The sequence below is a fragment of the Pseudomonas sp. NFIX10 genome (genome assembly GCF_900111955.1).
Lineage (GTDB): Bacteria > Pseudomonadota > Gammaproteobacteria > Pseudomonadales > Pseudomonadaceae > Aquipseudomonas > Aquipseudomonas fluorescens_AA.
This window is the reverse complement of sequence record NZ_FOKH01000026.1, coordinates 17,336-38,622: the sequence shown is the minus strand read 5'-3', so window position 1 is coordinate 38,622 and position 21,287 is coordinate 17,336. Positions and strand designations below refer to the sequence as shown.

Below are 21,287 nucleotides of genomic sequence, written 5' to 3'. Positions count from 1 at the left end.
CCCTGACGTTCGACGCGCTTCAAGGTAAACTCGTCGCCCTTCGCAGGAGCCGCCATGAATTATCGCCACGCCTTCCACGCCGGCAATCACGCCGACGTGTTCAAACACCTGACCTTGACCCGCCTCATCGCGCTGATGTCGCGCAAGGAACAGCCCTTCGCCTACCTCGACACCCACGCGGGCATCGGGCTGTACGACTTGCAGGGTGACCAGGCCAACCGTACCGGTGAGTACCTGGAAGGCATTGCGCGGTTGTGGGGCGAGGGCGACCTGCCGCCGTTGACCGCCGATTACATGAAGGTGCTGCACGAGATGAACCCGGACGGACAACTGCGCTACTACCCGGGCTCGCCGGAACTGGCGCGGCGCCTGACTCGGCCCCAGGACCGTGTGCTGCTCAACGAAAAGCACCCTGAAGACGGCGTGTTGCTCAAGGACAACATGAAAGGCGACCGTCGCGTGGCGGTGCACCTGGGTGAAGGCTGGCATGTGCCGCGGGCGTTGCTGCCGGTGGCCGAAAAGCGTGCCCTGATGCTGATCGATCCGCCCTTCGAGCAGCTTGACGAGATGCAGCGCTGCGCCGCCTCGCTCAAGGAAGCCGTTGGCCGGATGCGCCAGACGGTGGCGGCCATCTGGTACCCGGTGAAGGACCAGCGGATGTTGCGCCGCTTCTACCAGGACCTGGCCGGCACGGGAGCGCCGAAGCTGTTGCGCGTGGAACTGCTGGTGCACCCGCTGGCGACGCCCAACAGCCTGAATGGCTCCGGCCTGGCGATTGCCAATCCGCCGTGGGGGCTGGAAGAAGAGTTGCGTGAGCTGCTGCCGTGGCTGTCGAAAAAGCTGGGGCAGACCCAGGGCGGGTGGCAGATGGATTGGTTGATCGCTGAGTGAGGTTTTGCTGGCGTCCGGAAGGGCGCTATCGCGAGCAAGCTCGCTCCCACATGGGGTCTAGGGTGTACGCACCTGTGGGAGCGAGCTTGCTCGCGATGACGGCGGCACATTCAACATCACCGCCCCAGGTCCACCGCTATTAGTCAGATCGGGCAGGTCACGCCGGTCCCGCCAATCCCGCAATAGCCTTCCGGGTTCTTCGCCAGGTACTGCTGGTGATAGGCCTCGGCGAAGTAGAACGTCGGTGCCTCTTCGATTTCGGTGGTGATGGTGCCTTTGCCGGCCTTGGTCAATTCAGCCTGGAAGACTTGCTTGCTGTGTTCGGCCGCCGCCAGTTGGGCCGGGTTGGTGGTATAGATCACCGAACGGTACTGGGTGCCGATGTCGTTCCCCTGGCGCATGCCCTGGGTCGGGTTGTGCAGTTCCCAGAACATTTTCAGAAGCTGTTCATAGCTGACTTTCGCGGGCTCGTAGACCACCAGCACCACTTCGCTGTGGCCGGTAAGGCCGGAGCAGACTTCTTCGTACGTCGGGTTCGGTGTGAAACCACCGGCGTAACCCACCGCGGTACTGACCACGCCTTCTCGCTGCCAGAACTTGCGTTCCGCGCCCCAGAAGCAGCCGAGGCCGAAGATCGCGAAATCCACGTCCATGGCGAACGGGCCCAGCAGGGGCGCGTCGAGGACGAAGTGTTTGTCCGGCACGGTCATCGGGGTTTCACGGCCAGGCAGGGCTTGTTCTTGAGTAGGAAGCACGTTTTTATTCACCAGGATTTCCGAGCGCAAGACCATTATCAGTCCTCTCAGTCAGATTGAATTGAGGGAAATAGACCGCCAGTGTGCCTCAGAAAAGCCGCCGCAAGCTATACGCAGCTGTCAGACCAGAGGCCCGCGAGGGTAGCGCCTGAGCTTTTCGATCAGCTCCGCGCCGGGGATTGGCCGGTCGAACAGGTAGCCCTGGCCGACGTCGCAGCGGTGACGCCGCAGGAACGTCAGTTGCTGGGCGGTTTCGATGCCTTCGGCCACGACCTTGAGTTTCAGGTTGTGAGCCATGGCGATCACCGCCGAGGTGATTTCCATGTCGTCCTGGTTGTCCGGGATCTCATGGATGAAGCTGCGATCGATCTTGATGATGTCGATCGGGAATTTTTTCAGGTAGCTCAGGGACGAATACCCCGTGCCAAAGTCGTCCATGGCCAGGGTCAGCCCCAGGCGCTTGAGCTGGTCGAGCTGCAAGTGGGTATCTTCGGTGGCCTCCAGCAGCAAGCCTTCGGTCAACTCCAGTTCCAGCAGGCGGGCCGGCAGTTGTTCTTCCTTGAGGATGCTGGCGATGGAGGCGACCAGGTCCGGGTCGGAGAACTGCTTGGGCGACAGGTTGATCGCCACTTGCAGGTTGCCCAGGCCGGCCGCGGTCAGCTGTTTGCTCATCCGGCAGGCCTGGCGGGCGATCCATTTGCCGATGGGGATGATCAGGCCGGTTTCTTCGGCCACGCTGATGAACTGATCCGGGCGGATCATGCCCTTTTCCGGATGGTTCCAGCGCAGCAGTGCCTCCATGCCCAGCAGACGGCCGCTGCGCAGGCACAGCTTGGGCTGGTAGAACACGTCCAGTTCGTTCTGGGTCAAGGCGCGGCGCAGGTTGTTCTCGACGAACAGCTTGTAGCTGGCCTCGGCATTCAGCGCCTCGGTGAACACCTGGACCTGATGCTTGCCGTTGGCCTTGGCCTTGTGCAGGGCGAGGCCGGCGTTGCGCATCAGGGTCTGCGGATCACGGCCGTGCAGCGGCGCGCAGGCCAGGCCTACGGAGCCGGTCACGCTGATCAACTGGTTATCGACGAACATTGGTTTGTCGAGGGTCATCAGCAATTGGCTGGCGATCTGCTGCCCGGCTTCCAGGCTCGTGTCGTCCAGCAGCACGGCGAACTCGTTGCTGGCGAAGCGCGCCAGGCTGCCGCTGGGGCTCAGGCTGTTGCGCAGGCGCCGGGCCAGGCTGATCAGCAGCTTGTCACCGGTCTGGTGACCGAGGCTGTCGTTGATGCGCTTGAAATTGTCGATGTCCACCAGCAGCAGGCTGATGGGCGAGTCGCTGTCCCGGGCAAAGCGCTCATCGAGGTTGCGAATGAACGCCGGACGGTTGCCCAGGTTGGTCAGGTTGTCGGTGTAGGCCAGGCGCTCGATACGTTGCTGGGCCAGTTTGGTCTGGGTGATGTCTTCGTAGATGCCGATGTAGTGGGTCAGCTCACGGTTGTCGCCGTAGACCTTGGAGATCGACAACTGGCCCCAGTAGGGTTCCAGGTTCTTGCGCCGGCTCTTGAACTCGCCCTGCCAACTGTTGCTCTGGGCCAGCGCCGAGGGCGCGTCGAACAGCAACTCGCTGAGGTTCTCCAGGGCCGGCAGTTCCGAGAGGCGCTGGCCGTGGACTTCCTCGGTGGTGTACTGGGTGATGGCGGTGAAGCTTGGGTTGACGTACTCCACCACACCGTCGCAATTGACCAGCAGGAACGCGTTGGCGCTTTGCTCCACGGCGCGCTGGAACAGGTGCAGGGCGCTGGTGGCGGTGCGGCGGTTGTGGTTGTTGATGACCTGGGCGAACTGGTCCGCCAGCTCCCCGGCAAAGGCGATCTCATCCGACTGCCAGGCGCGGGTGGCCCCCACTTGTTCCAGGCACAGCACGCCCACCACTTGGCCGTCGATGCGCACGCTGGCGTCGAGGATGGCGTTGACGTCACGGGCGCGCAGGCTCTCGGCCATTTCCCGGGTGCGCGGGTCGCGCATCGCATTGTGGGCGTCGATGGCGCGACAGGTCTGCAGTGCCTCCATGTAGTCGGGAAACTCGTTGACGTCGATGACCGCCGGCAGGAAGTATTCCTGGGAAGCGCGGTTGTAGGCGGAAATCGGCACCAGTTTGCCGTCGTCCAGGTTCCAGATGCTGGCGGAGTCGATCTGGTAGATGTCGCAGGCGCTGCGGGTGATGAGTTCGGCCGCTTCGAGCAGGGAGTTGTTGGCGCTGTAGCGTTGGCGGGTCAGCAGCAGGATGAGGTCTTGTTGGGCGCGTACCCGGTCCAGGTGCTGGAGCTGCTCTTGCTGGGCACGCTGGTTCAGTTCCAGGGCGATCTGCAGGCGCGAGTTCTGGGTTTCCAGGTCCAGGGCCGGCAGGGAGGGTTCGCTTTGCAGCAAATTGTCCACCACCAGCAGGTAACCGCGCAGCAGATGACGATTGTGCTGTCTGTAGGCTTCGCCCGTCTCCAGCACATTCATCGGGCCCTTGGCGGTGTGGAGCGTGTAGCGAATCTGGTAATGCGCGGCCTGGGCCAGTTGCTGCTGGATGGCGTCGTGCAATTGATAGCGCGCTTCGGGCTCCATCAGGCTGGCGTAGGGCGAGCTGACCAGCGAGCACAGTTCTACCGCCGGCAGGCCGAAGTGTCGCTCGCAATTGGGATCGAGAAACAACAGCGCCCAGCTAGCTTCATTCAGCCGTTCGAAACGCAGCATACCGAGCCGCGCGGGCACCGGTAACTGCGTCACTACCTCGGCCGCCATACGGCTGGCGGCATCGGGTTGGCTTTTCATGGGGAAACTCGCTTCGAAAATGCTGATCGCGCCGGGCTGACGCCCTCGTTATTACGGATTGGCGCAAGGTTGCATCATTGCGGCACTGGCTGACAAGAGAGATGAAGGCCAAGTGCTATAAACCTTTTATCGGCCGACAAAGGGATTTCTCCAGTCGCCAGCCGATCAGAGGGCACGCAAGTTCATCGCAGCGCGATATCGAGCGTCTGCAAGGGCTCGCCGTCACGGTCGTGGAACGTAACGTGAAGGCTCTGGGCCGTGACCTGCAGGCGGGCGAAGTTGTCCTGGCTCACCACTTCGCTGGTCAGTTCATAGCGGTACTCACCGCTGTCCGTGCGGGCCATGGGGCTGTGGAAAATAAAATCCGCGGCTTTTGCAAAAGGCAACAATTTGCTGTTGTAGAACGGCGAGGCAACGACGGTGTTGACCTCGAAATCAGGATCCTGAGTGTGACGCAGGCGGCTGGTCATGGAACCGTGGACGTCACCCGAGATGAATACCACGTTTTTGATCCGATGGCGGCGGATGGTTTCCAGCAGGCGTAGGCGTTGTTCCGGGAAGGCCTGCCAGGCATCGCCGTCATTGCGCTGGCTGTCAGGGAAAAACATCACGCTGGTGACGACGAGCTTGACCCGGGCGGGGCTGCTGACGAGCCATTCGAGCAGGGATTGTTCCTGGTCCGCGTCGAGGATGCGCCGATCGTCCGCCGACAGGTTGCGTTGCGTCCGGCTGTCGGTGACGAACCAGTGGATATCGCCATGGGCAAAGGTGTACCAGTAGCGGGCCAACGACTTGTTCAATGTTCCGTCGCTCGACAGTTCATGGGCGGGCCCATGGCTGGCCTGGTAAAGCCCGTAGGCGCTCATGGCGTTGGCATACAGGACGTCGTCGTGGCCGGTTTTCCTGGCGGGCCAGTTGTCTTCGATTTCGTGGTCGTCGAGGATCATGTAGGTCGGCGTGCCAGACATCAGCTTTCTGATGTGTGGCTGGGTAAATACCGTTCGGTATCTGAAGAGGATGCGCTTATAGGTGCGGTCCGGGCCGATGATATTCAGGTCATCGAGATAAACCTGGTCTCCGGTCATCAACACCGCGCTGATCGGCGGGTCGGCCTGTTCGACGATGCGATTGATGCCGGCAAAGGTGCGATCCCCAAGGCTGGGGAGTAACGGGGTACTGGCGGCGATCCGCAAGTAGCGACATGAGCCCACGATATAAGCCCGTGGCGCATCGGGTTTGTCGGCCGGCGTGTGCAAACAATAGGTGTGTCGAGGCCATTGCAGTGGCAGTTCCTGGATGGTTTCCACGGTATGGGTCGGGCTCAAGGGGCTGAGCCAGCCGGCCTGATATTCGTAGGCGGTGTCGGGTTCAAGGTCTTTCAACACGATCACATCGGACATGTCGCGGTAGGCCTTCAATTGGACGAAGTGCCCTTTTGACCAGCGTGTATCTCCTCGGCGCCGGTGTCGGATACCGGCGAATACCCGGTTGTTGCCGTGATCGCCCCGCAGGAATATCCGGGCGTGGTCAGTGGTCGTGTGCCCGACAATGGGGCCGACGGTAGGTTTGAACATATTCGAATCCATTCGAAGTTTTAGTCGGTGGGTGCAAGCATCAAGTGGCCTTGGTGGCTTTGATGCTAAAGCCCGGCGCGTCATAAATATCGACGGGGAAGGGGGCGCAAGTTGTGGGCAATGACTAACGGGGGGTGTAGTCATTTAAAACTTGCGGGGTAGGAAATACCGCTATCGCGAGCAAGCTCGCTCCCACAGGAACACCGCAAATCAATTGTGGGAGCGAGCTTGCTCGCGATGAGGCCGCCACATCCCTGCACCTGGCTTGAATGCCAGGCAAAAAAAGCCCCGCCAAACGGACGGGGTTGAGGTACGAGCGTGGCGCTCGGAAAACGGTGCTCCGAATGGCCCTCCCCAAGGGAGGGCCGTCCGGTGTTACAGCAGGATGGTGCGGATGTCGCCCAGCAAGTCGCTCAAGCGCTTGGTGAAGCGTGCAGCGGCGGCGCCGTTGATCACACGGTGATCGTAGGACAGCGACAGTGGCAGCATCAGCTTGGGCTGGAAGGCCTTGCCGTCCCAGACCGGCTGGATGGTGGCCTTGGAAACACCCAGGATCGCCACTTCCGGCGCGTTGACGATCGGCGTGAAGCCGGTGCCGCCAATGTGGCCGAGGCTGGAGATGGTGAAGCAGGCGCCCTGCATGTCGTCGGCGGTGAGCTTCTTGTTCCGGGCTTTTTCGGCCAGGGCAGCGGCTTCGCCAGCCAGTTGCAGCAAGCTCTTCTGGTCGACGTTGCGGATGACCGGTACCAGCAGGCCTTCCGGGGTGTCGACGGCAAAGCCGATGTGCACGTATTTCTTGCGGATCACAGCCTTGCCGCTTGGGGCCAGGGAGCTGTTGAAGTCCGGCAGTTCCTTGAGCAGGTGCGCACAAGCCTTGAGCAGCAGTGGCAGCACGGTCAGCTTCACGCCGGCCTTTTCCGCCACGGCTTTCTGCGCGACGCGGAAAGCTTCCAGCTCGGTGATGTCGGCCTGGTCGAACTGAGTCACGTGGGGAATATTCAGCCAGCTGCGGTGCAGGCTCGACGCGCCGATCTGCATCAGGCGAGTCATGGCCACTTCTTCGGTCTCACCGAAGCGGCTGAAGTCCACCGCCGGGATCGGCGGGATGCCCGCGCCGCCGGTGGCGCCTTCGGCCGGTGCGTTCTTGGCCTTCTGCATCATGGCCTTGACGTAGGCTTGCACGTCTTCCTTGAGCACACGACCGTGCGGGCCGCTTGGGCCAACGGCCGACAGCTCGACACCAAATTCACGGGCCAACTGACGCACCGCCGGGCCGGCGTGCACCTTGGCACCGCTTGGCGCAGGCGCGGCGGCGACAGGCGCAGGCGCTGCTTCGGCCTTGGCGGCAGGCGCGGCGGCTGGCGCTGGAGCTGCTTCAGCCTTGGCGGCAGGTGCCGCGGCCGGAGCTGGCGCGGCAGGTGCCGAGGCGCCTGCCACTTTGAGCTTCAGGATCAGGTCACCGGTGCCGACTTCGTCTTCCAGCTTGATCTCGATGCTTTCCACCACGCCGGCGGCCGGCGATGGGATTTCCATGCTGGCCTTGTCGGATTCCAGGGTGATCAGCGACTGGTCGGCTTCGACGGTGTCGCCGACCTTGACCAGCACTTCGATGATCTTGGCCTTGCCCGACGAACCGATGTCCGGGACATGAATGTCCTGGACCGTGGCTGCGGCAGGGGCAGCAGCGGGGGCGGCCGCTTCAGGCGCCGCAGCGGCGCCCTCGACTTCCAGCTCCAGCAGTTCGTCGCCTTCTTTCAGGCGGTCGCCCAGCTTCACTTTCAGGCTCTTGATGACACCGGCCTTCGGCGCGGGCACTTCCATGCTGGCCTTGTCCGATTCAAGCGTCAGGATGCTCTGGTCGGCTTCGATACGGTCGCCGACCTTCACAAACAGTTCAATTACTTCACCTTCACCGCTGCCGATGTCAGGTACGCGAATGAGTTCGCTCACGAAAATTCTCCTCAGCAGTCCAGTGGGTTGCGTTTTTCCGGATCGATGCCGAACTTGGCGATGGCTTCGGCCACCACTTTAGGTTCGATATCGCCACGGTCAGCCAGGGCTTCCAGGGCTGCCAACACAACGAACTTACGGTCGACTTCGAAGAAGTGACGCAGCTTCTTGCGGCTGTCGCTACGGCCGAAACCGTCGGTGCCCAGCACTTTGAATTCCTTGGAAGGAACCCACTGGCGGATCTGCTCGGCGAACAGCTTCATGTAGTCGGTAGAGGCGATGACCGGACCTTTGCGGCCGTTCAGGCACTCTTCGACGTAGCTCAGCTTTGGCTTCTGACCAGGGTGCAGGCGGTTGCTGCGCTCTACGGCCAGGCCGTCGCGACGCAGTTCGTTGAAACTGGTGACGCTCCAGACGTCGGCACCGACGTTGAACTCTTCACGCAGGATCTTCGCTGCCTCGCGCACTTCGCGCAGGATGGTGCCCGAGCCCATCAACTGGACGTGGTGCGCCGCTTCGCGGGTGTCTTCCTCGAGCAGGTACATGCCCTTGACAATGCCTGCCTCGACACCGGCCGGCATGGCTGGCTGCTGGTAGGACTCGTTCATCACGGTGATGTAGTAGAAGACGTCCTGTTGCTCTTCGATCATCTTCTTCATGCCGTCCTGGATGATCACCGCCAGCTCGTAGCCGTAGGTCGGATCATAGGTGCGGCAGTTCGGGATGGTCCCGGCCAGCATGTGGCTGTGGCCGTCTTCGTGCTGCAGGCCTTCACCGTTGAGGGTGGTGCGGCCGGCGGTGCCGCCGATCAGGAAGCCGCGGGTACGGCTGTCGCCAGCGGCCCAGGCCAGGTCGCCGATGCGCTGGAAGCCGAACATCGAGTAGAAGATGTAGAACGGCAGCATCGGCTGGTTGTGGCTGGAGTACGAAGTACCGGCGGCAATGAAGGAGCTCATGGCGCCCGCTTCGTTGATGCCTTCTTCGAGGATCTGGCCCTTCTTGTCCTCGCGGTAGAACATCACCTGGTCTTTATCGACTGGCTCGTAGAGCTGGCCGACGGACGAGTAGATGCCCAACTGACGGAACATGCCTTCCATACCGAAGGTACGGGCTTCGTCCGGGATGATCGGGACGATGCGCTGGCCGATTTCCTTGTCCTTGACCAGTTGCGCGAGGATTCGCACGAAGGCCATGGTGGTGGAGATTTCACGGTCGCCCGAACCGTCCAGGATCGCCTTGAGGGTCTCCAGTGGCGGGGTCGGAACGCTGAAGCTCTTGGCGCGACGCTGGGGCACGAAACCGCCCAGTGCGGCGCGGCGCTCGGCCAGGTAACGGGCTTCGGCGCTGCCTTCTTCAGGCTTGAAGAACGGCAGGTTTTCCAGCTCGCTGTCCTTGACCGGAATGTCGAAGCGGTCGCGGAACAACTTCAGGCTCTCGACATCGACTTTCTTGGTGTTGTGCGCAGTGTTCTTCGCTTCGCCGGCACCGGTGCCATAACCCTTGATGGTCTTGGCCAGGATGACGGTCGGCTGTTCTTTGTGATTGACCGCCTGGTGGTACGCCGCGTAGACCTTGTACGGGTCGTGGCCGCCACGGTTGAGCTTCCAGATCTCGTCGTCGGACAAGTCGGCAACCATGGCCTTGAGTTCAGGCGAGTTGAAGAAGTGCTCGCGGACGAACGCGCCGTCCTTGGCCTTGTAGTTCTGGTACTCGCCGTCGATGACTTCGTCCATGCGGCGTTGCAGGATGCCGTCGACGTCCTTGGCCAGCAGTGGGTCCCAGAAGCGGCCCCAGATGACTTTGTTGACGTTCCACTGGGCACCACGGAACACGCCTTCGAGTTCCTGGATGATCTTGGCGTTGCCGCGAACCGGGCCGTCAAGGCGCTGCAGGTTGCAGTTGATGACGAAGATCAGGTTGTCCAGCTTCTCGCGGCCGGCCAGGGAGATCGCGCCCAGGGATTCCGGTTCGTCGCACTCGCCGTCGCCCATGAAGCACCAGACTTTCTGCTTGCCTGGCTGGATGAAACCGCGGGCTTCCAGGTACTTCATGAAACGCGCCTGGTAGATCGCCTGGATCGGGCCCAGACCCATGGACACGGTCGGGAACTGCCAGAAATCCGGCATCAGCCAAGGGTGCGGGTACGAGGACAGGCCGTTGCCGTCCACTTCCTGGCGGAAGTTGTTCATCTGCTCTTCGGTGATGCGGCCTTCCATGAACGCACGGGCGTAGACGCCTGGCGATGCGTGACCCTGGAAGTAGATCAGGTCGCCACCGTGTTCGTCGGTCGGGGCCTGGAAGAAGTAGTTGAAGCCGATGTCATACAGCGTCGCGCTGGAGGCGAAGCTGGAGATGTGACCGCCCAGGTCAGAATCTTTCAGGTTGGTACGCATGACCATGGCCAACGCGTTCCAGCGTACCAGCGAGCGAATGCGGCGTTCCATGAACAGGTCGCCAGGCATGCGTGCTTCGTGGGTAACGGGGATCGTGTTGCGGTACGGCGTGGTGATGGCGTAGGGCAGTTGCGAGCCGCTGCGGGTCGCGAGTTCGCCCATGCGGGTCATCAGATAATGAGCGCGGTCTTCGCCTTCTTTGTCGAGAACCGATTCCAGGGCGTCCAGCCATTCCTGGGTTTCGACGGGATCGAGGTCTTGCATGGCTTGCTCCAGGGCGGAAAGGCTACCAGAATCGGTTGCCTGAGTTTGCGACTGGCCTTGTGGGCAGACGGTATAAATTCTTGGATTGCCGAAGGTTGTTTCGGCGGCGTGTAGTTTTACTACAAATCGTCGGCCGTTTCAGCCTTTCGAATGTATAGACGAGTAGTGAAACTACACATGAGCGGCGTATGGCCCCTCATTTCGTTGTGAGAATAATCGTTACTGTTGGTCTTTAGCCAACTCGAACAGGTAAAAACTTGATGCCGGCTGCCAATAAAATCAGATTTTCAGCTATTTATCATCTTTGTTCGACAGTCGATCAGGTAGTGTCTTGTGAAAAAACACTACATCCAGCTTCTCCCGCGCCGATCAAGGATAGACCATGAGCCTGCCCTCGCTTGTCCCAATACCGGAAATGGTACCGGCCATTCTCCAGTCATTGGTCAACCGTGCCGAGCAGTCGTTCCGTGCGGCGGTCGCCTCCCTCGACGACGACCGGGGGCTGTCGGCCTGGACCCCTCAACGCTGGGAAGCGTTCAATCGTATTGCCGCCGCCAGCGACTTTGTCATCGAGCAGAGTGTCCGTGACCCGGCGATGCTGCTGGAGCTGGTACGCAGCGGCGAACTGGACCGCAGCCTGGCGCCCGGTGAAATGCGCGCGCAGATTGCCGCCGCCGTGCAGGCCGCCGAAACCGAAGACGAACTGGGCCGCGTCCTGCGCCGCCAGCGTACCCGCCAGCAGGTACGGATCATCTGGCGCGACCTGACCCGTCAGGCCGATCTGGTCCAGACCTGTCGCGATCTTTCGGACATGGCCGACACCTGCATCGACCAGGCTTACCACTGGTTGTACCAGCGCCTCAGCCAGCAATTCGGTACGCCCACCGGACGGCGTAGCGGCGAGCCGCAGCAGATGGTCATCCTGGGCATGGGCAAGCTGGGTGCCATGGAGCTGAACCTGTCGTCGGACATCGACCTGATCTTCGCCTACCCCGAGGGCGGCGAAACCGTGGGCGTCAAGCGGCCGCTGGATAACCAGGAATTTTTCATCCGTGTCGGCCAGCGCCTGATCAAGGCCCTGGACCCGATGACCGTCGACGGCTTCGTGTTCCGCGTCGACATGCGCCTGCGCCCCTACGGCTCGGCCGGTGCGCTGGTCCTGAGCTTCAATGCCCTGGAGCAGTATTACCAGGATCAGGGGCGCGACTGGGAGCGCTACGCCATGATCAAGGCGCGGGTGGTGGCGGGCGACCAGGTGGCCGGTGCCCAGTTGCTCGACATGCTGCGCCCGTTCGTCTATCGCCGTTACCTGGATTTTTCCGCCATCGAAGCGCTGCGCACCATGAAGCAACTGATCCAGCAGGAGGTGCGGCGCAAGGGCATGGCCGACAACATCAAGTTGGGCTCGGGCGGCATTCGCGAGGTGGAGTTCATTGCCCAGGCATTCCAACTGATCCATGGCGGTCGGGACTTGAGCTTGCAGCAGCGCCCGTTGCTCAAAGTGTTGGGCACCCTGGAGGGCCAGGGCTACCTGCCGGCCAAGGTGATCGACGAGCTGCGCGAGGGCTATGAGTTTCTGCGTTACACCGAGCATGCGATCCAGGCCATCGCCGACCGCCAGACCCAGATGCTCCCGGACAGCCCGCAGGATCAGGCACGCATTGCATTCATGTTGGGGTTCGCCGACTGGTCGGCCTTTCATGAGCAGTTGATGCACTGGCGCGGACGCGTGGCCTGGCATTTCGGCCAGGTCATCGCCGACCCGGATGAAGACGAGGGCGGCGAAAGCGAAGTGGTGGTGGGCGGCGAATGGTTGCCGTTGTGGGAAGACAGCCAGGATGAAGGGGCGGCGTGCCGTCAGTTGGAAGAGGGCGGCTTCGCCGATGCGCCCAAAGCCCTCAAGGCCCTGGCTGCCCTGCGCGGCAGCCCGCAATTGCGCGCCATGCAGCGCTTGGGGCGCGAGCGCCTGGATGCGTTCATTCCACGCCTGCTGGCCCAGGCCGTGGAACATGCCGATCCGGACCTGGTGCTGGAGCGAGTGCTGCCCTTGGTGGAGGCCGTGGCTCGCCGTTCGGCCTATCTGGTGTTGTTGACGGAAAACCCTGGCGCCCTGCGACGCTTGCTGACGCTGTGCGCGGCGAGCCCGTGGATTGCTGAGCAAATCACCCGTTTCCCGTTGCTGCTCGATGAGTTGCTCAACGAGGGTCGGCTGTTCAAGCCACCCCTGGCGCCGGAGTTGGCCGCGGAGTTGCGTGAGCGCCTGACACGCATTCCCGAGGATGACCTGGAGCAGCAAATGGAGGCGTTGCGGCATTTCAAGCTGGCGCACCGCCTGCGGGTGGCGGCTTCGGAAATCGCCGGCAGCCTGCCGCTGATGAAGGTCAGCGATTATCTGACCTGGCTGGCCGAGGCGATTCTCGAGCAAGTGCTGGCCCTGGCCTGGCGCCAGACGGCCGCCAAGCACGGCGTGCCATTGCGCACCGACGGCAGCCTGTGCGATCCGGGCTTCATTATTGTCGGTTATGGGAAAGTCGGCGGCCTGGAATTGGGGCATGGTTCCGACCTGGACCTGGTGTTCATCCACGATGGCGACCCACAGGCGGAAACCGACGGCCCGAAACCCATCGACGGCGCGCAGTTCTTTACCCGGCTCGGTCAGCGGATCATTCACCTGTTGACGGCCCAGACCAACTCCGGGCAGCTGTATGAAGTGGACATGCGCTTGCGGCCTTCCGGGGCGTCGGGGTTGCTGGTCAGCTCCCTCGGGGCGTTTGCCCGTTACCAGGAGAACGAAGCCTGGACCTGGGAGCATCAGGCGCTGGTGCGAGCGCGCGTGCTGGTGGGCAGCCAGGATGTGGGCCAAGCGTTCGAGAAGGTCCGCGTCCAGATACTGGGACGCAAGCGTGACTTGCCGACGCTGCGCCAGGAAGTCAGCGAGATGCGCGCCAAGATGCGCGACAACCTTGGCAGCAAGGCCACTGCCGCCGGGACCGCGGCGAATGCCTTCGAGGCCACGGCGCCCTTCGACCTCAAGCAGGATGCCGGAGGTATCGTCGATATTGAATTTATGGTGCAATACGCGGCCCTGGCGTGGTCGCAAGAGCATCCATCGCTGGTGCGCTATACCGATAACATCCGCATCCTGGACGGGTTGCAAGCGCTCGGGTTGATGTCGGCCGAAGATGCCACGCTGTTGCGCGAAGCCTACAAAGCCTACCGCTCCGCCGCCCACCGCCAGGCCTTGCAGAAAGATGCCGGGGTGATCGCAGGCGACCAGTTCGTGGATGAGCGTCGGCAGGTATTGCGGATCTGGCGGGAGCTGGGGCTGAGCTGAGGCTTTAAATGTGGGAGCGAGCTTGCTCGCGATAGCGGAATGTCAGGCGACATTGATGTTGAATGGGCTGGCCTCATCGCGAGCAAGCTCGCTCCCACAGTGTAGATTGAAGGCAACAGGCAACGACCTAAGCCACAGTGATTCTCGAGGCGGGGAGGCGTAGGCCTCCCCGTATCGTTTTTGGAAAGCACATGAATATTCTGATCGTTGGGCCCAGTTGGGTCGGTGACATGGTGATGGCGCAGACACTGTTCCAGTGCCTGAAGCAGCGTCATCCGCAGTGCGAAATCGATGTCCTGGCCCCCGAGTGGAGCCGGCCGATCCTGGAGCGCATGCCCGAAGTGCGCAAGGCCTTGAGCTTCCCGCTCGGCCACGGCGTGCTGGAGCTGGCGACCCGTCGACGCATCGGCAAATCCCTGGCCGGTCAGTACGACCAGGCGATCCTGTTGCCCAATTCGTTGAAATCGGCGCTGGTGCCGTTCTTCGCCGGTATTGCCAAACGCACCGGCTGGCGCGGCGAGTTTCGCTACGGCCTGCTCAACGACGTGCGCGCCCTGGATAAAGACCGCTACCCGCTGATGATCGAGCGCTTCATGGCCCTGGCCTACGCGCCGGGGGCCGAGTTGCCCAAGCCGTATCCGCGCCCGAGCCTGCGGATCGACCCGGTGACCCGTGACGCGGCGCTGGCCAAGTTCGGCCTGAGCCTGGACCGTCCGGTGCTGGCCCTGTGTCCAGGGGCCGAGTTCGGCGAATCCAAGCGCTGGCCGGCGGAGCATTACGCCCAGGTGGCCGAGGCGAAGATTCGCGAAGGCTGGCAAGTCTGGCTGTTCGGCTCGAAAAAAGATCACCCGGTGGGCGAGGACATCCGCTCGCGGTTGATCCCGGGCCTTCGGGAAGAGTCGGTGAACCTCAGTGGCGACACATCCCTGGCCGAGGCCATCGACCTGCTGTCCTGCGCCGATTCGGTGGTGTCCAACGACTCGGGCCTGATGCACGTGGCCGCAGCCCTTAACCGCCCCCTGGTGGCGGTCTACGGTTCCACCTCGCCAGGTTTCACGCCACCGCTGGCCGACCAGGTCGAAGTCGTGCGTCTGGGCATCGAATGCAGCCCGTGCTTCGACCGTACCTGCCGTTTCGGCCATTACAATTGCCTGCGCCAGCTCATGCCGCCGTCGGTGAGCGAGGCCCTGGAGCGTTTGCAGGGCACACCCGTGGAGGTTCGGTAACTTGCGGGTATTGCTGATCAAGACCTCTTCGCTGGGGGATGTGGTCCACACCCTGCCGGCGCTGACCGATGCGGCACGGGCGATGCCGGGTATCAAGTTCGATTGGGTGGTGGAAGAAGGCTTCGCCGAAATCCCCACCTGGCACCCGGCCGTGGGCAAGGTCATCCCGGTGGCGATCCGGCGCTGGCGCAAGAACCTCTGGCAAACCATCAAGAGCGGCGAATGGCGACGTTTCAAGCAGAGCGTGCGCGCCGAAAAATATGACTTGGTGATTGACGCCCAAGGCCTGTTGAAAAGCGCCTGGCTGACCCGTTACATCAAGGCGCCAGTGGCCGGGTTGGATAAAAACTCGGCGCGTGAGCCCCTGGCGGCGCGCTTTTATTCCCGGCGCCTGGCGGTGGCTCGTGGTCAGCATGCGGTCGAGCGCGTGCGCCAGCTGTTTGCCGTGGCGCTGGGGTATGACTTGCCGCAGACGCTGGGTAACTACGGCCTCGATGTCGACCGGCTGGTGGAGTTGCCACGCCCCTATCCCTACGTGGTGTTCCTGCACGGCACCACCTGGGAGTCCAAGCATTGGCCCGAACTTTACTGGCGCCAGCTCACTGAGCGCATGGGGCAGTTCGGCGTGGTCGTCAAACTGCCGTGGGGCAACCCGGCCGAAAAGGCCCGGGCCGAACGCATCGCCAGCGGGCTGCGCAACGCCTTGGTCCTGCCGAAGCTGAACCTCGGCGGCATGGGCAAGGTACTTGCCGGCGCCCAGGCCTGCGTGGCCGTGGACACCGGCCTCGGGCATCTGGCCGCGGCCCTGGACGTGCCGACCATTTCGCTGCTCGGCCCGACCAATCCGGTGCTGACCGGTGCCTATGGCAAGGGCCAGATTCACCTCGCCAGTGATTTCCCTTGCGCGCCGTGCATGCAGAAACATTGCACTTATCCGCCGACCGCCGAAGATGCCCGGCGGTTTGACCTGAAACGCGAGCAGCCCCTGTGCTTCACGCGTCTGAACCCCGAGCGTGTTGCCAGCCACCTGAGCACGTTATTGGCTGAGGAGCCGCGCTGATGCAATTGGCTTTTGTCCTTTACAAGTACTTCCCCTTCGGTGGCCTGCAGCGTGACTTCATGCGCATCGCCCTGGAATGCCAGCGACGCGGTCACCAGATCCGTGTCTACACGCTGATTTGGGAAGGTGACGTGCCGCCCGGCTTCGAGGTGCTGGTGGCGCCGGTCAAGGCGCTGTTCAATCATCGCCGCAACGAGAAACTCAGTGCGTGGATGGAGGCCGACCTGGCCAGGCGCCCGGTGGACCGCTTGATCGGCTTCAACAAGATGCCCGGCCTGGACGTGTACTACGCCGCCGACGGCTGCTTCGAAGACAAGGCGCAGAATCTGCGCAACTCGCTGTACCGGCGCTGGGGCCGCTACCGGCATTTCGCCGAGTACGAGCGGGCCGTGTTCGCCAAGGATGCAAAAACCGACGTATTGATGATTTCCGAAGTCCAGCAGCCGCTGTTCATCAAGCACTACGGCACACCGCTGGAACGCTTTCACCTGCTGCCACCGGGCATTGCCCAGGACCGCCGGCGGCCCGCCGATGCCGATGAGATCCGCGCCGCGTTCCGGGCCGAATTCGAGCTGGCCGACGACGACCTGCTGCTGGTGCAGATTGGCTCCGGGTTCAAGACCAAGGGCGTGGATCGCAGCCTCAAGGCCCTGGCCGCGTTGCCAGCCGAGCTGCGAAAACGCACCCGGCTATTTGTAATTGGCCAGGACGACCCCAAGGTATTCCAATTGCAGAGCGCCGCGCTGGGTCTGGGCGACAATGTGCGGTTCCTCAAGGGCCGCAGCGACATCCCGCGTTTCCTGCTGGGCGCCGATCTGTTGATCCATCCGGCGTACAACGAGAACACCGGCACCGTACTGCTCGAAGCGCTGGTGGCCGGGTTGCCGGTACTGGTCAGCGCGGTGTGTGGGTACGCCCATTACATCGCCGAGGCCGACAGTGGCCTGGTGCTGGATGAGCCGTTCGAACAAGCCCAGCTCAACGAATACCTGGGCCGCATGTTGAATGATGCCGATGCCCGGGCGGCCTGGAGCCGCAACGGTCTGGCCTTCGCCGAGACGGCCGACCTCTACAGCATGCCGCAGCACGCGGCCGATGTGATATTGGCGGAGCACGCACAATGAAGTTGATGCTGGCCGAACCGTTCAAGAGCCTTTGGGCCGGGCGCGATGCGTTCACCGAAGTCGAAGCGCTCAAGGGCGAGGTCTATCGTGAACTGGAGGCCCGGCGCACCTTGCGCACGGAGGTGGACGGTCGCGGCTTTTTCGTGAAGATCCACCGTGGCATCGGTTGGGGCGAGATCTTCAAAAACCTGTTCACCGCCAAGCTGCCGGTCCTCGGCGCAGGGCAGGAGTGGAAGGCTATCCAGCGTTTGCAGGAAGCCGGCGTGCCGACCATGACCGCTGTCGCCTACGGCGAGAAGGGCAGCAACCCGGCGGACCAGCACTCGTTCATCGTCACCGAAGAGCTGGCGCCGACCGTCAGCCTCGAAGATTTCAGCATCGACTGGGTCAAGCAGCCGCCGCAACCGACGCTCAAGCGTGCGCTGATTGCCGAAGTGGCGCGTATGACCAGCATGATGCACCGCGCCGGTGTCAACCATCGTGACTGCTACATCTGCCACTTTCTGCTGCACACCGACAAGCCGGTGACCCCTGGGGATTTCAAACTCTCGGTGATCGACCTGCACCGCGCCCAGACCCGTCCCGCCATCACCACTCGCTGGCGCAACAAGGACCTGGCGGCGCTGTATTTCTCTGCGCTGGACATCGGTCTGACCCGCCGCGACAAGCTGCGTTTTCTCAAGGGGTATTTCCAACAGCCGCTGCGGCGGATCCTCGCCGAAGAGGCTTCGTTGCTGGCCTGGCTCGAAGGCAAGGCCAACAAGCTGTATGCCCGCAAGCAGCGGTACGGGGACGCGCTCTGATGTCGGGTTGGAATCTGGAACCGGCCTATGCCGACCTGGCGCGGGACTTTGGCAGTCTCGACGCGGTGTTTGCCCTGCAAGGGGAGCGCTTGACCCGTGACCCGTTGTCGGAGGTGATCCGGGTGCAGCGCAGCGGCGTGAACTACTACGTTAAGCGCTACGTCGGTGCCGGCAAGGGCTTGCGCCGTTATCTGGGCAAGCCGCGGGTCAAGTCCGAGTGGCAGAACCTCAAGCGATTCGCCAAATGGGGCATTCCCACTGCTGATATCGTGGGCTGGGGACTGGAGCGAAACGGCGCCACCTATGCCCGTGGCGCGATGATCACTCGTGAGCTGCCCCATACCGAAGACCTCTCCGCCCTGGCCGAGCGTCGTGATCCGAGGCTGGCGGACCGCACTTGGGTCGATGGCGTGAGTCGGCAACTGGCCGGCTACACGCGGACCATGCACGACCATCGTTTCACCCACAACGACCTGAAGTGGCGCAACCTGCTGATCGATGACCAGTCGCGACTGTTTCTGATCGATTGCCCGAACGGGGACTTCTGGCGTGGTTTCTGGCTCAAGTACCGCATCACCAAGGATTTGGCATGCCTGGATAAAGTGGCCAAATACCATTTGTCGGCCACCCAGCGCCTGCGTTTTTACCTGCAATACCGCCAACGCGACCGGCTCGATGCGTGCGACAAGAAACGCATCCGTCACGTGGTGAGATTTTTCGAGGGGCGTGAATGACTGACTTTCTGGCCGCTGAAGACCGAGCGTTATTGCAACGCCATGGCCTGGACAGCTTCGAAGCCTTGTGGGCTCGCCAACTGGACGCGGTGGACGAGCCCAATACGTCGGGCGATGGCTGGAGCAGCGTGTTCCGGCTTGAACTGGAAGGGCAGGGTTATTACCTCAAGCGCCAGAGCAATTACCTGACCCGGACCTGGACCCACCCCTTTGGCGAGCCGAGTTTTTCCCGGGAGTTTCGCAACATCAGCCGTTATCGGCAGTTGGGGATTCCGGCCCTGCAAGCGGTGTTCTATGGCCAGCGCAAGGTGGAGGGCGAGGTGCGGGCGATCCTGCTGACCCGAGCCCTGGATGGCTGGGACGACCTAGACTCGCTGTTGCAACGCTGGCCGAGCCTGACGGCGACGCAGCGCACCACCGTCCTCGACGCCTGCGGGCAGTTGGCGCGGCGCCTGCATGGCATGCATCAGGTGCACGGTTGCTTCTATCCCAAACACATCTTCCTGCAAGCCACCGCCGACGGTTATCAAGCGCAATTGATCGACTTGGAAAAGACTCGGCCGCTGCTGTTTGGTCGGCGTGATCGGGTCAAGGACCTGGAGCCGTTGTTGCGGCGCGCGTCCATCTGGAGTGAGGCCGATGTACGCCAGCTGTTGTCTGTCTACCTGGCCCAACCGCTCGACGCCGGGCTGGTCGACAGCTGGATGGAGCGCCTGAGCGCCCGGCGCAGCCACAAGGGAGCCCGTTGATGCATTTGTCCGAATTGAAGAATGCCGGCCGCAGTCCCAGCCTGCCATTGAGCCTGGAACTGGCCGACGCCGCCGGACCGGCGCAATTGCAGCTACTTTCGCTGTTGCGGGTGTTGCCGGGGCAGCGTTATGTCGGGGCGGGCATCTGGCGTGGTCGGCCGGTGCTGGCCAAATTGTTGGTGGGCAACAAAGCCGCCCGGCACTTCCAGCGGGAACTGCAAGGCGTGCGCTTGCTGGCGGAACAGGGGCTGACGACGCCGCTGTTGCTCGCCGATGGCTTGAACGAGGCTGAAGGCGGCTGGTTGTTGTTCGAATTGCTCGAAGGCGCCGAGAGCCTGGGGGATGCCTGGCAACGGGTCGAACACCTGCCCTTGCTGGCCGACGAACAGACGGCGGTGCTGGCCGAAGCCCTGGGCGCCATTGCGCAACTGCACGGCAAAGGCCTGTGGCAGGAAGACCTGCACCTGGACAATCTGCTGCGCCACGACGGCAAGCTCTACTTGATCGACGGTGCCGGCATCCGCGCTGAAACCCCGGGGCAACCATTGTCGCGGCAGAAAGTCCTGGAAAACCTGGGGGTGTTTTTCGCCCAGCTTCCCAAGGCCCTCCAGCCGTTCAATGAAGAGCTGTTGGTGTATTACCTGTTGGGCAACGCCGAACACGCGCTGCCCATGGAAGCACTGCAAAAACAGATCGACAAGGTGCAGGCCTGGCGCCTGAAGGATTTTCTCGAAAAAGTCGGGCGCGAGTGCAGCCTGTTCAGCGTACAGCGCGGGGCGTTCGGTTTGCGGGCGATCCGTCGGGATGAAGAAGCGGCCATGACGCCGGTGCTGGAGCAGGCCGATGCGCTGCTCGACCAGGGACATCTGTACAAGACCGGCGGCGCGGCCAGCGTTGGCAAAGTCGAGGCGAACGGTCGCACCTTGGTGATCAAGCGCTACAACATCAAGAACTTCGCCCACTGGCTCAAGCGCTTCTGGCGCCCGAGCCGGGCCTGGTATTCGTGGCGCGAAGGCCATCGCCTGGCCTTCCTCGGCATTGCCACGCCCAAGCCACTGGCCTTGCTGGAAAAGCGTTTCCTGTGGCTGCGCCGTGGCGCCTACCTGGTCACCGAGCACTTGTCGGGGCCGGACATCATCGAGCGCTTCGGCCCTTACGTGGAAAGCGGTGAAGCCCCCGAAGCTGAGTTGCTGGCGCTGGATCGCTTGTTCGCCGAACTGATCCGCGAGCGTATCAGCCATGGCGACTTCAAGGGCCACAACCTGTTCTGGCAGCATGACCGCTGGGCGCTGATCGACCTCGACTCGATGTGCCAACACCGCACCCAGGCCAGCTTCGCCCCGGCGTATGCGCGGGATCGGGCACGGTTCATGCGTAATTGGCCTGAGGACAGTGCGCTGTATCGGGTGATTGACCAGCGGTTGCCCAAAACAGTCGATAGCGCCTCGTAGAGTCCAGTGGCGAGGGAGCAAGCTCCCTCGCCACTGGGGCGGTGCTCTGCCTTCCCAATTAACACCGGACAGCGGCCCGCCACTCACCGCTAGAGGCTTAAGATTGCTTTTAAGCTATAATCCCGCCCTTTAGCTGCCCCGCACCCCTGGCGCGCGGGCACATCC

The 21,287-nt window shown here is 62.6% G+C and carries 14 protein-coding genes; 9 read left to right on the top strand and 5 right to left on the bottom strand.

Translation table 11 applies throughout. The annotated features are described in order from the left end of the window. Window positions 1-54: 54 nt before the first annotated feature. Window positions 55-891, top strand: coding sequence for a 23S rRNA (adenine(2030)-N(6))-methyltransferase RlmJ (locus BM321_RS21530; protein ID WP_092444649.1), 837 nt, complete (start codon window positions 55-57; stop codon window positions 889-891). Window positions 892-1,034: 143 nt separating this feature from the next. Here the strand turns inward: BM321_RS21530 and msrA are convergent, their stop codons facing one another. From msrA to aceE, 5 genes are all read right to left on the bottom strand, one after another. Continuing rightward, window positions 1,035-1,682 carry a peptide-methionine (S)-S-oxide reductase MsrA gene (msrA, locus tag BM321_RS21525; protein ID WP_092203469.1) on the bottom strand — a complete coding sequence of 216 codons (648 nt, stop codon included), beginning with the start codon at window positions 1,680-1,682 and terminating at the stop codon, window positions 1,035-1,037. An 84-nt stretch (window positions 1,683-1,766) separates the two neighbouring features. Continuing rightward, the gene (locus tag BM321_RS21520) at window positions 1,767-4,460 is read right to left on the bottom strand and encodes a putative bifunctional diguanylate cyclase/phosphodiesterase (protein WP_092444647.1); all 2,694 of its coding nucleotides are present in this window, start codon (window positions 4,458-4,460) and stop codon (window positions 1,767-1,769) included. 182 nt (window positions 4,461-4,642) lie between these two features. Continuing rightward, window positions 4,643-6,034, bottom strand: a complete 1,392-nt coding sequence (locus BM321_RS21515) for an alkaline phosphatase D family protein (protein ID WP_092444645.1) — start codon at window positions 6,032-6,034, stop codon at window positions 4,643-4,645. A gap of 375 nt (window positions 6,035-6,409) precedes the next feature. Further along, window positions 6,410-7,984, bottom strand: coding sequence for a dihydrolipoyllysine-residue acetyltransferase (gene aceF, locus BM321_RS21510; protein ID WP_092444643.1), 1,575 nt, complete (start codon window positions 7,982-7,984; stop codon window positions 6,410-6,412). An 11-nt stretch (window positions 7,985-7,995) separates the two neighbouring features. Further along, on the bottom strand, window positions 7,996-10,641 hold the full coding sequence (gene aceE / locus BM321_RS21505; protein ID WP_092328986.1) for a pyruvate dehydrogenase (acetyl-transferring), homodimeric type: 2,646 nt from the start codon (window positions 10,639-10,641) through the stop codon (window positions 7,996-7,998). A 382-nt stretch (window positions 10,642-11,023) separates the two neighbouring features. Between aceE and glnE the strand changes: the two genes are divergently transcribed. The 8 genes from glnE (at window position 11,024) to BM321_RS21465 (ending at window position 21,122) form a co-directional block, all read left to right on the top strand. Beyond that, window positions 11,024-13,975, top strand: coding sequence for a bifunctional [glutamate--ammonia ligase]-adenylyl-L-tyrosine phosphorylase/[glutamate--ammonia-ligase] adenylyltransferase (gene glnE, locus BM321_RS21500; protein WP_092444641.1), 2,952 nt, complete (start codon window positions 11,024-11,026; stop codon window positions 13,973-13,975). A 191-nt stretch (window positions 13,976-14,166) separates the two neighbouring features. Next, window positions 14,167-15,201: a lipopolysaccharide heptosyltransferase II gene (gene waaF, locus BM321_RS21495; RefSeq protein WP_092444639.1), complete on the top strand. Its 1,035-nt coding sequence runs from the start codon at window positions 14,167-14,169 to the stop codon at window positions 15,199-15,201. Between the two features lies 1 nt (window position 15,202). Then, window positions 15,203-16,261 carry a lipopolysaccharide heptosyltransferase I gene (gene waaC / locus BM321_RS21490; RefSeq protein ID WP_092444637.1) on the top strand — a complete coding sequence of 353 codons (1,059 nt, stop codon included), beginning with the start codon at window positions 15,203-15,205 and terminating at the stop codon, window positions 16,259-16,261. After that, a complete protein-coding gene (locus BM321_RS21485) occupies window positions 16,261-17,385 on the top strand; it encodes a glycosyltransferase family 4 protein (protein WP_092334028.1) in 1,125 nt (374 codons plus the stop codon). The genes waaC and BM321_RS21485 overlap by 1 nt, the downstream gene beginning before the upstream one ends. Continuing rightward, complete coding sequence (rfaP, locus tag BM321_RS21480) at window positions 17,382-18,188, top strand: lipopolysaccharide core heptose(I) kinase RfaP (protein ID WP_092444635.1); 807 nt, start codon at window positions 17,382-17,384, stop codon at window positions 18,186-18,188. The genes BM321_RS21485 and rfaP overlap by 4 nt, the downstream gene beginning before the upstream one ends. Beyond that, window positions 18,188-18,922, top strand: coding sequence for a lipopolysaccharide kinase InaA family protein (locus tag BM321_RS21475; protein ID WP_092444633.1), 735 nt, complete (start codon window positions 18,188-18,190; stop codon window positions 18,920-18,922). The genes rfaP and BM321_RS21475 overlap by 1 nt, the downstream gene beginning before the upstream one ends. Further along, the gene (locus tag BM321_RS21470; protein WP_092334022.1) at window positions 18,919-19,671 is read left to right on the top strand and encodes a lipopolysaccharide kinase InaA family protein; all 753 of its coding nucleotides are present in this window, start codon (window positions 18,919-18,921) and stop codon (window positions 19,669-19,671) included. Before BM321_RS21475 ends, BM321_RS21470 begins: the two co-directional genes overlap by 4 nt. Continuing rightward, on the top strand, window positions 19,671-21,122 hold the full coding sequence (locus BM321_RS21465) for a lipopolysaccharide kinase InaA family protein (RefSeq protein WP_092444631.1): 1,452 nt from the start codon (window positions 19,671-19,673) through the stop codon (window positions 21,120-21,122). The genes BM321_RS21470 and BM321_RS21465 overlap by 1 nt, the downstream gene beginning before the upstream one ends. The last annotated feature ends 165 nt before the right edge of the window (window positions 21,123-21,287 follow it).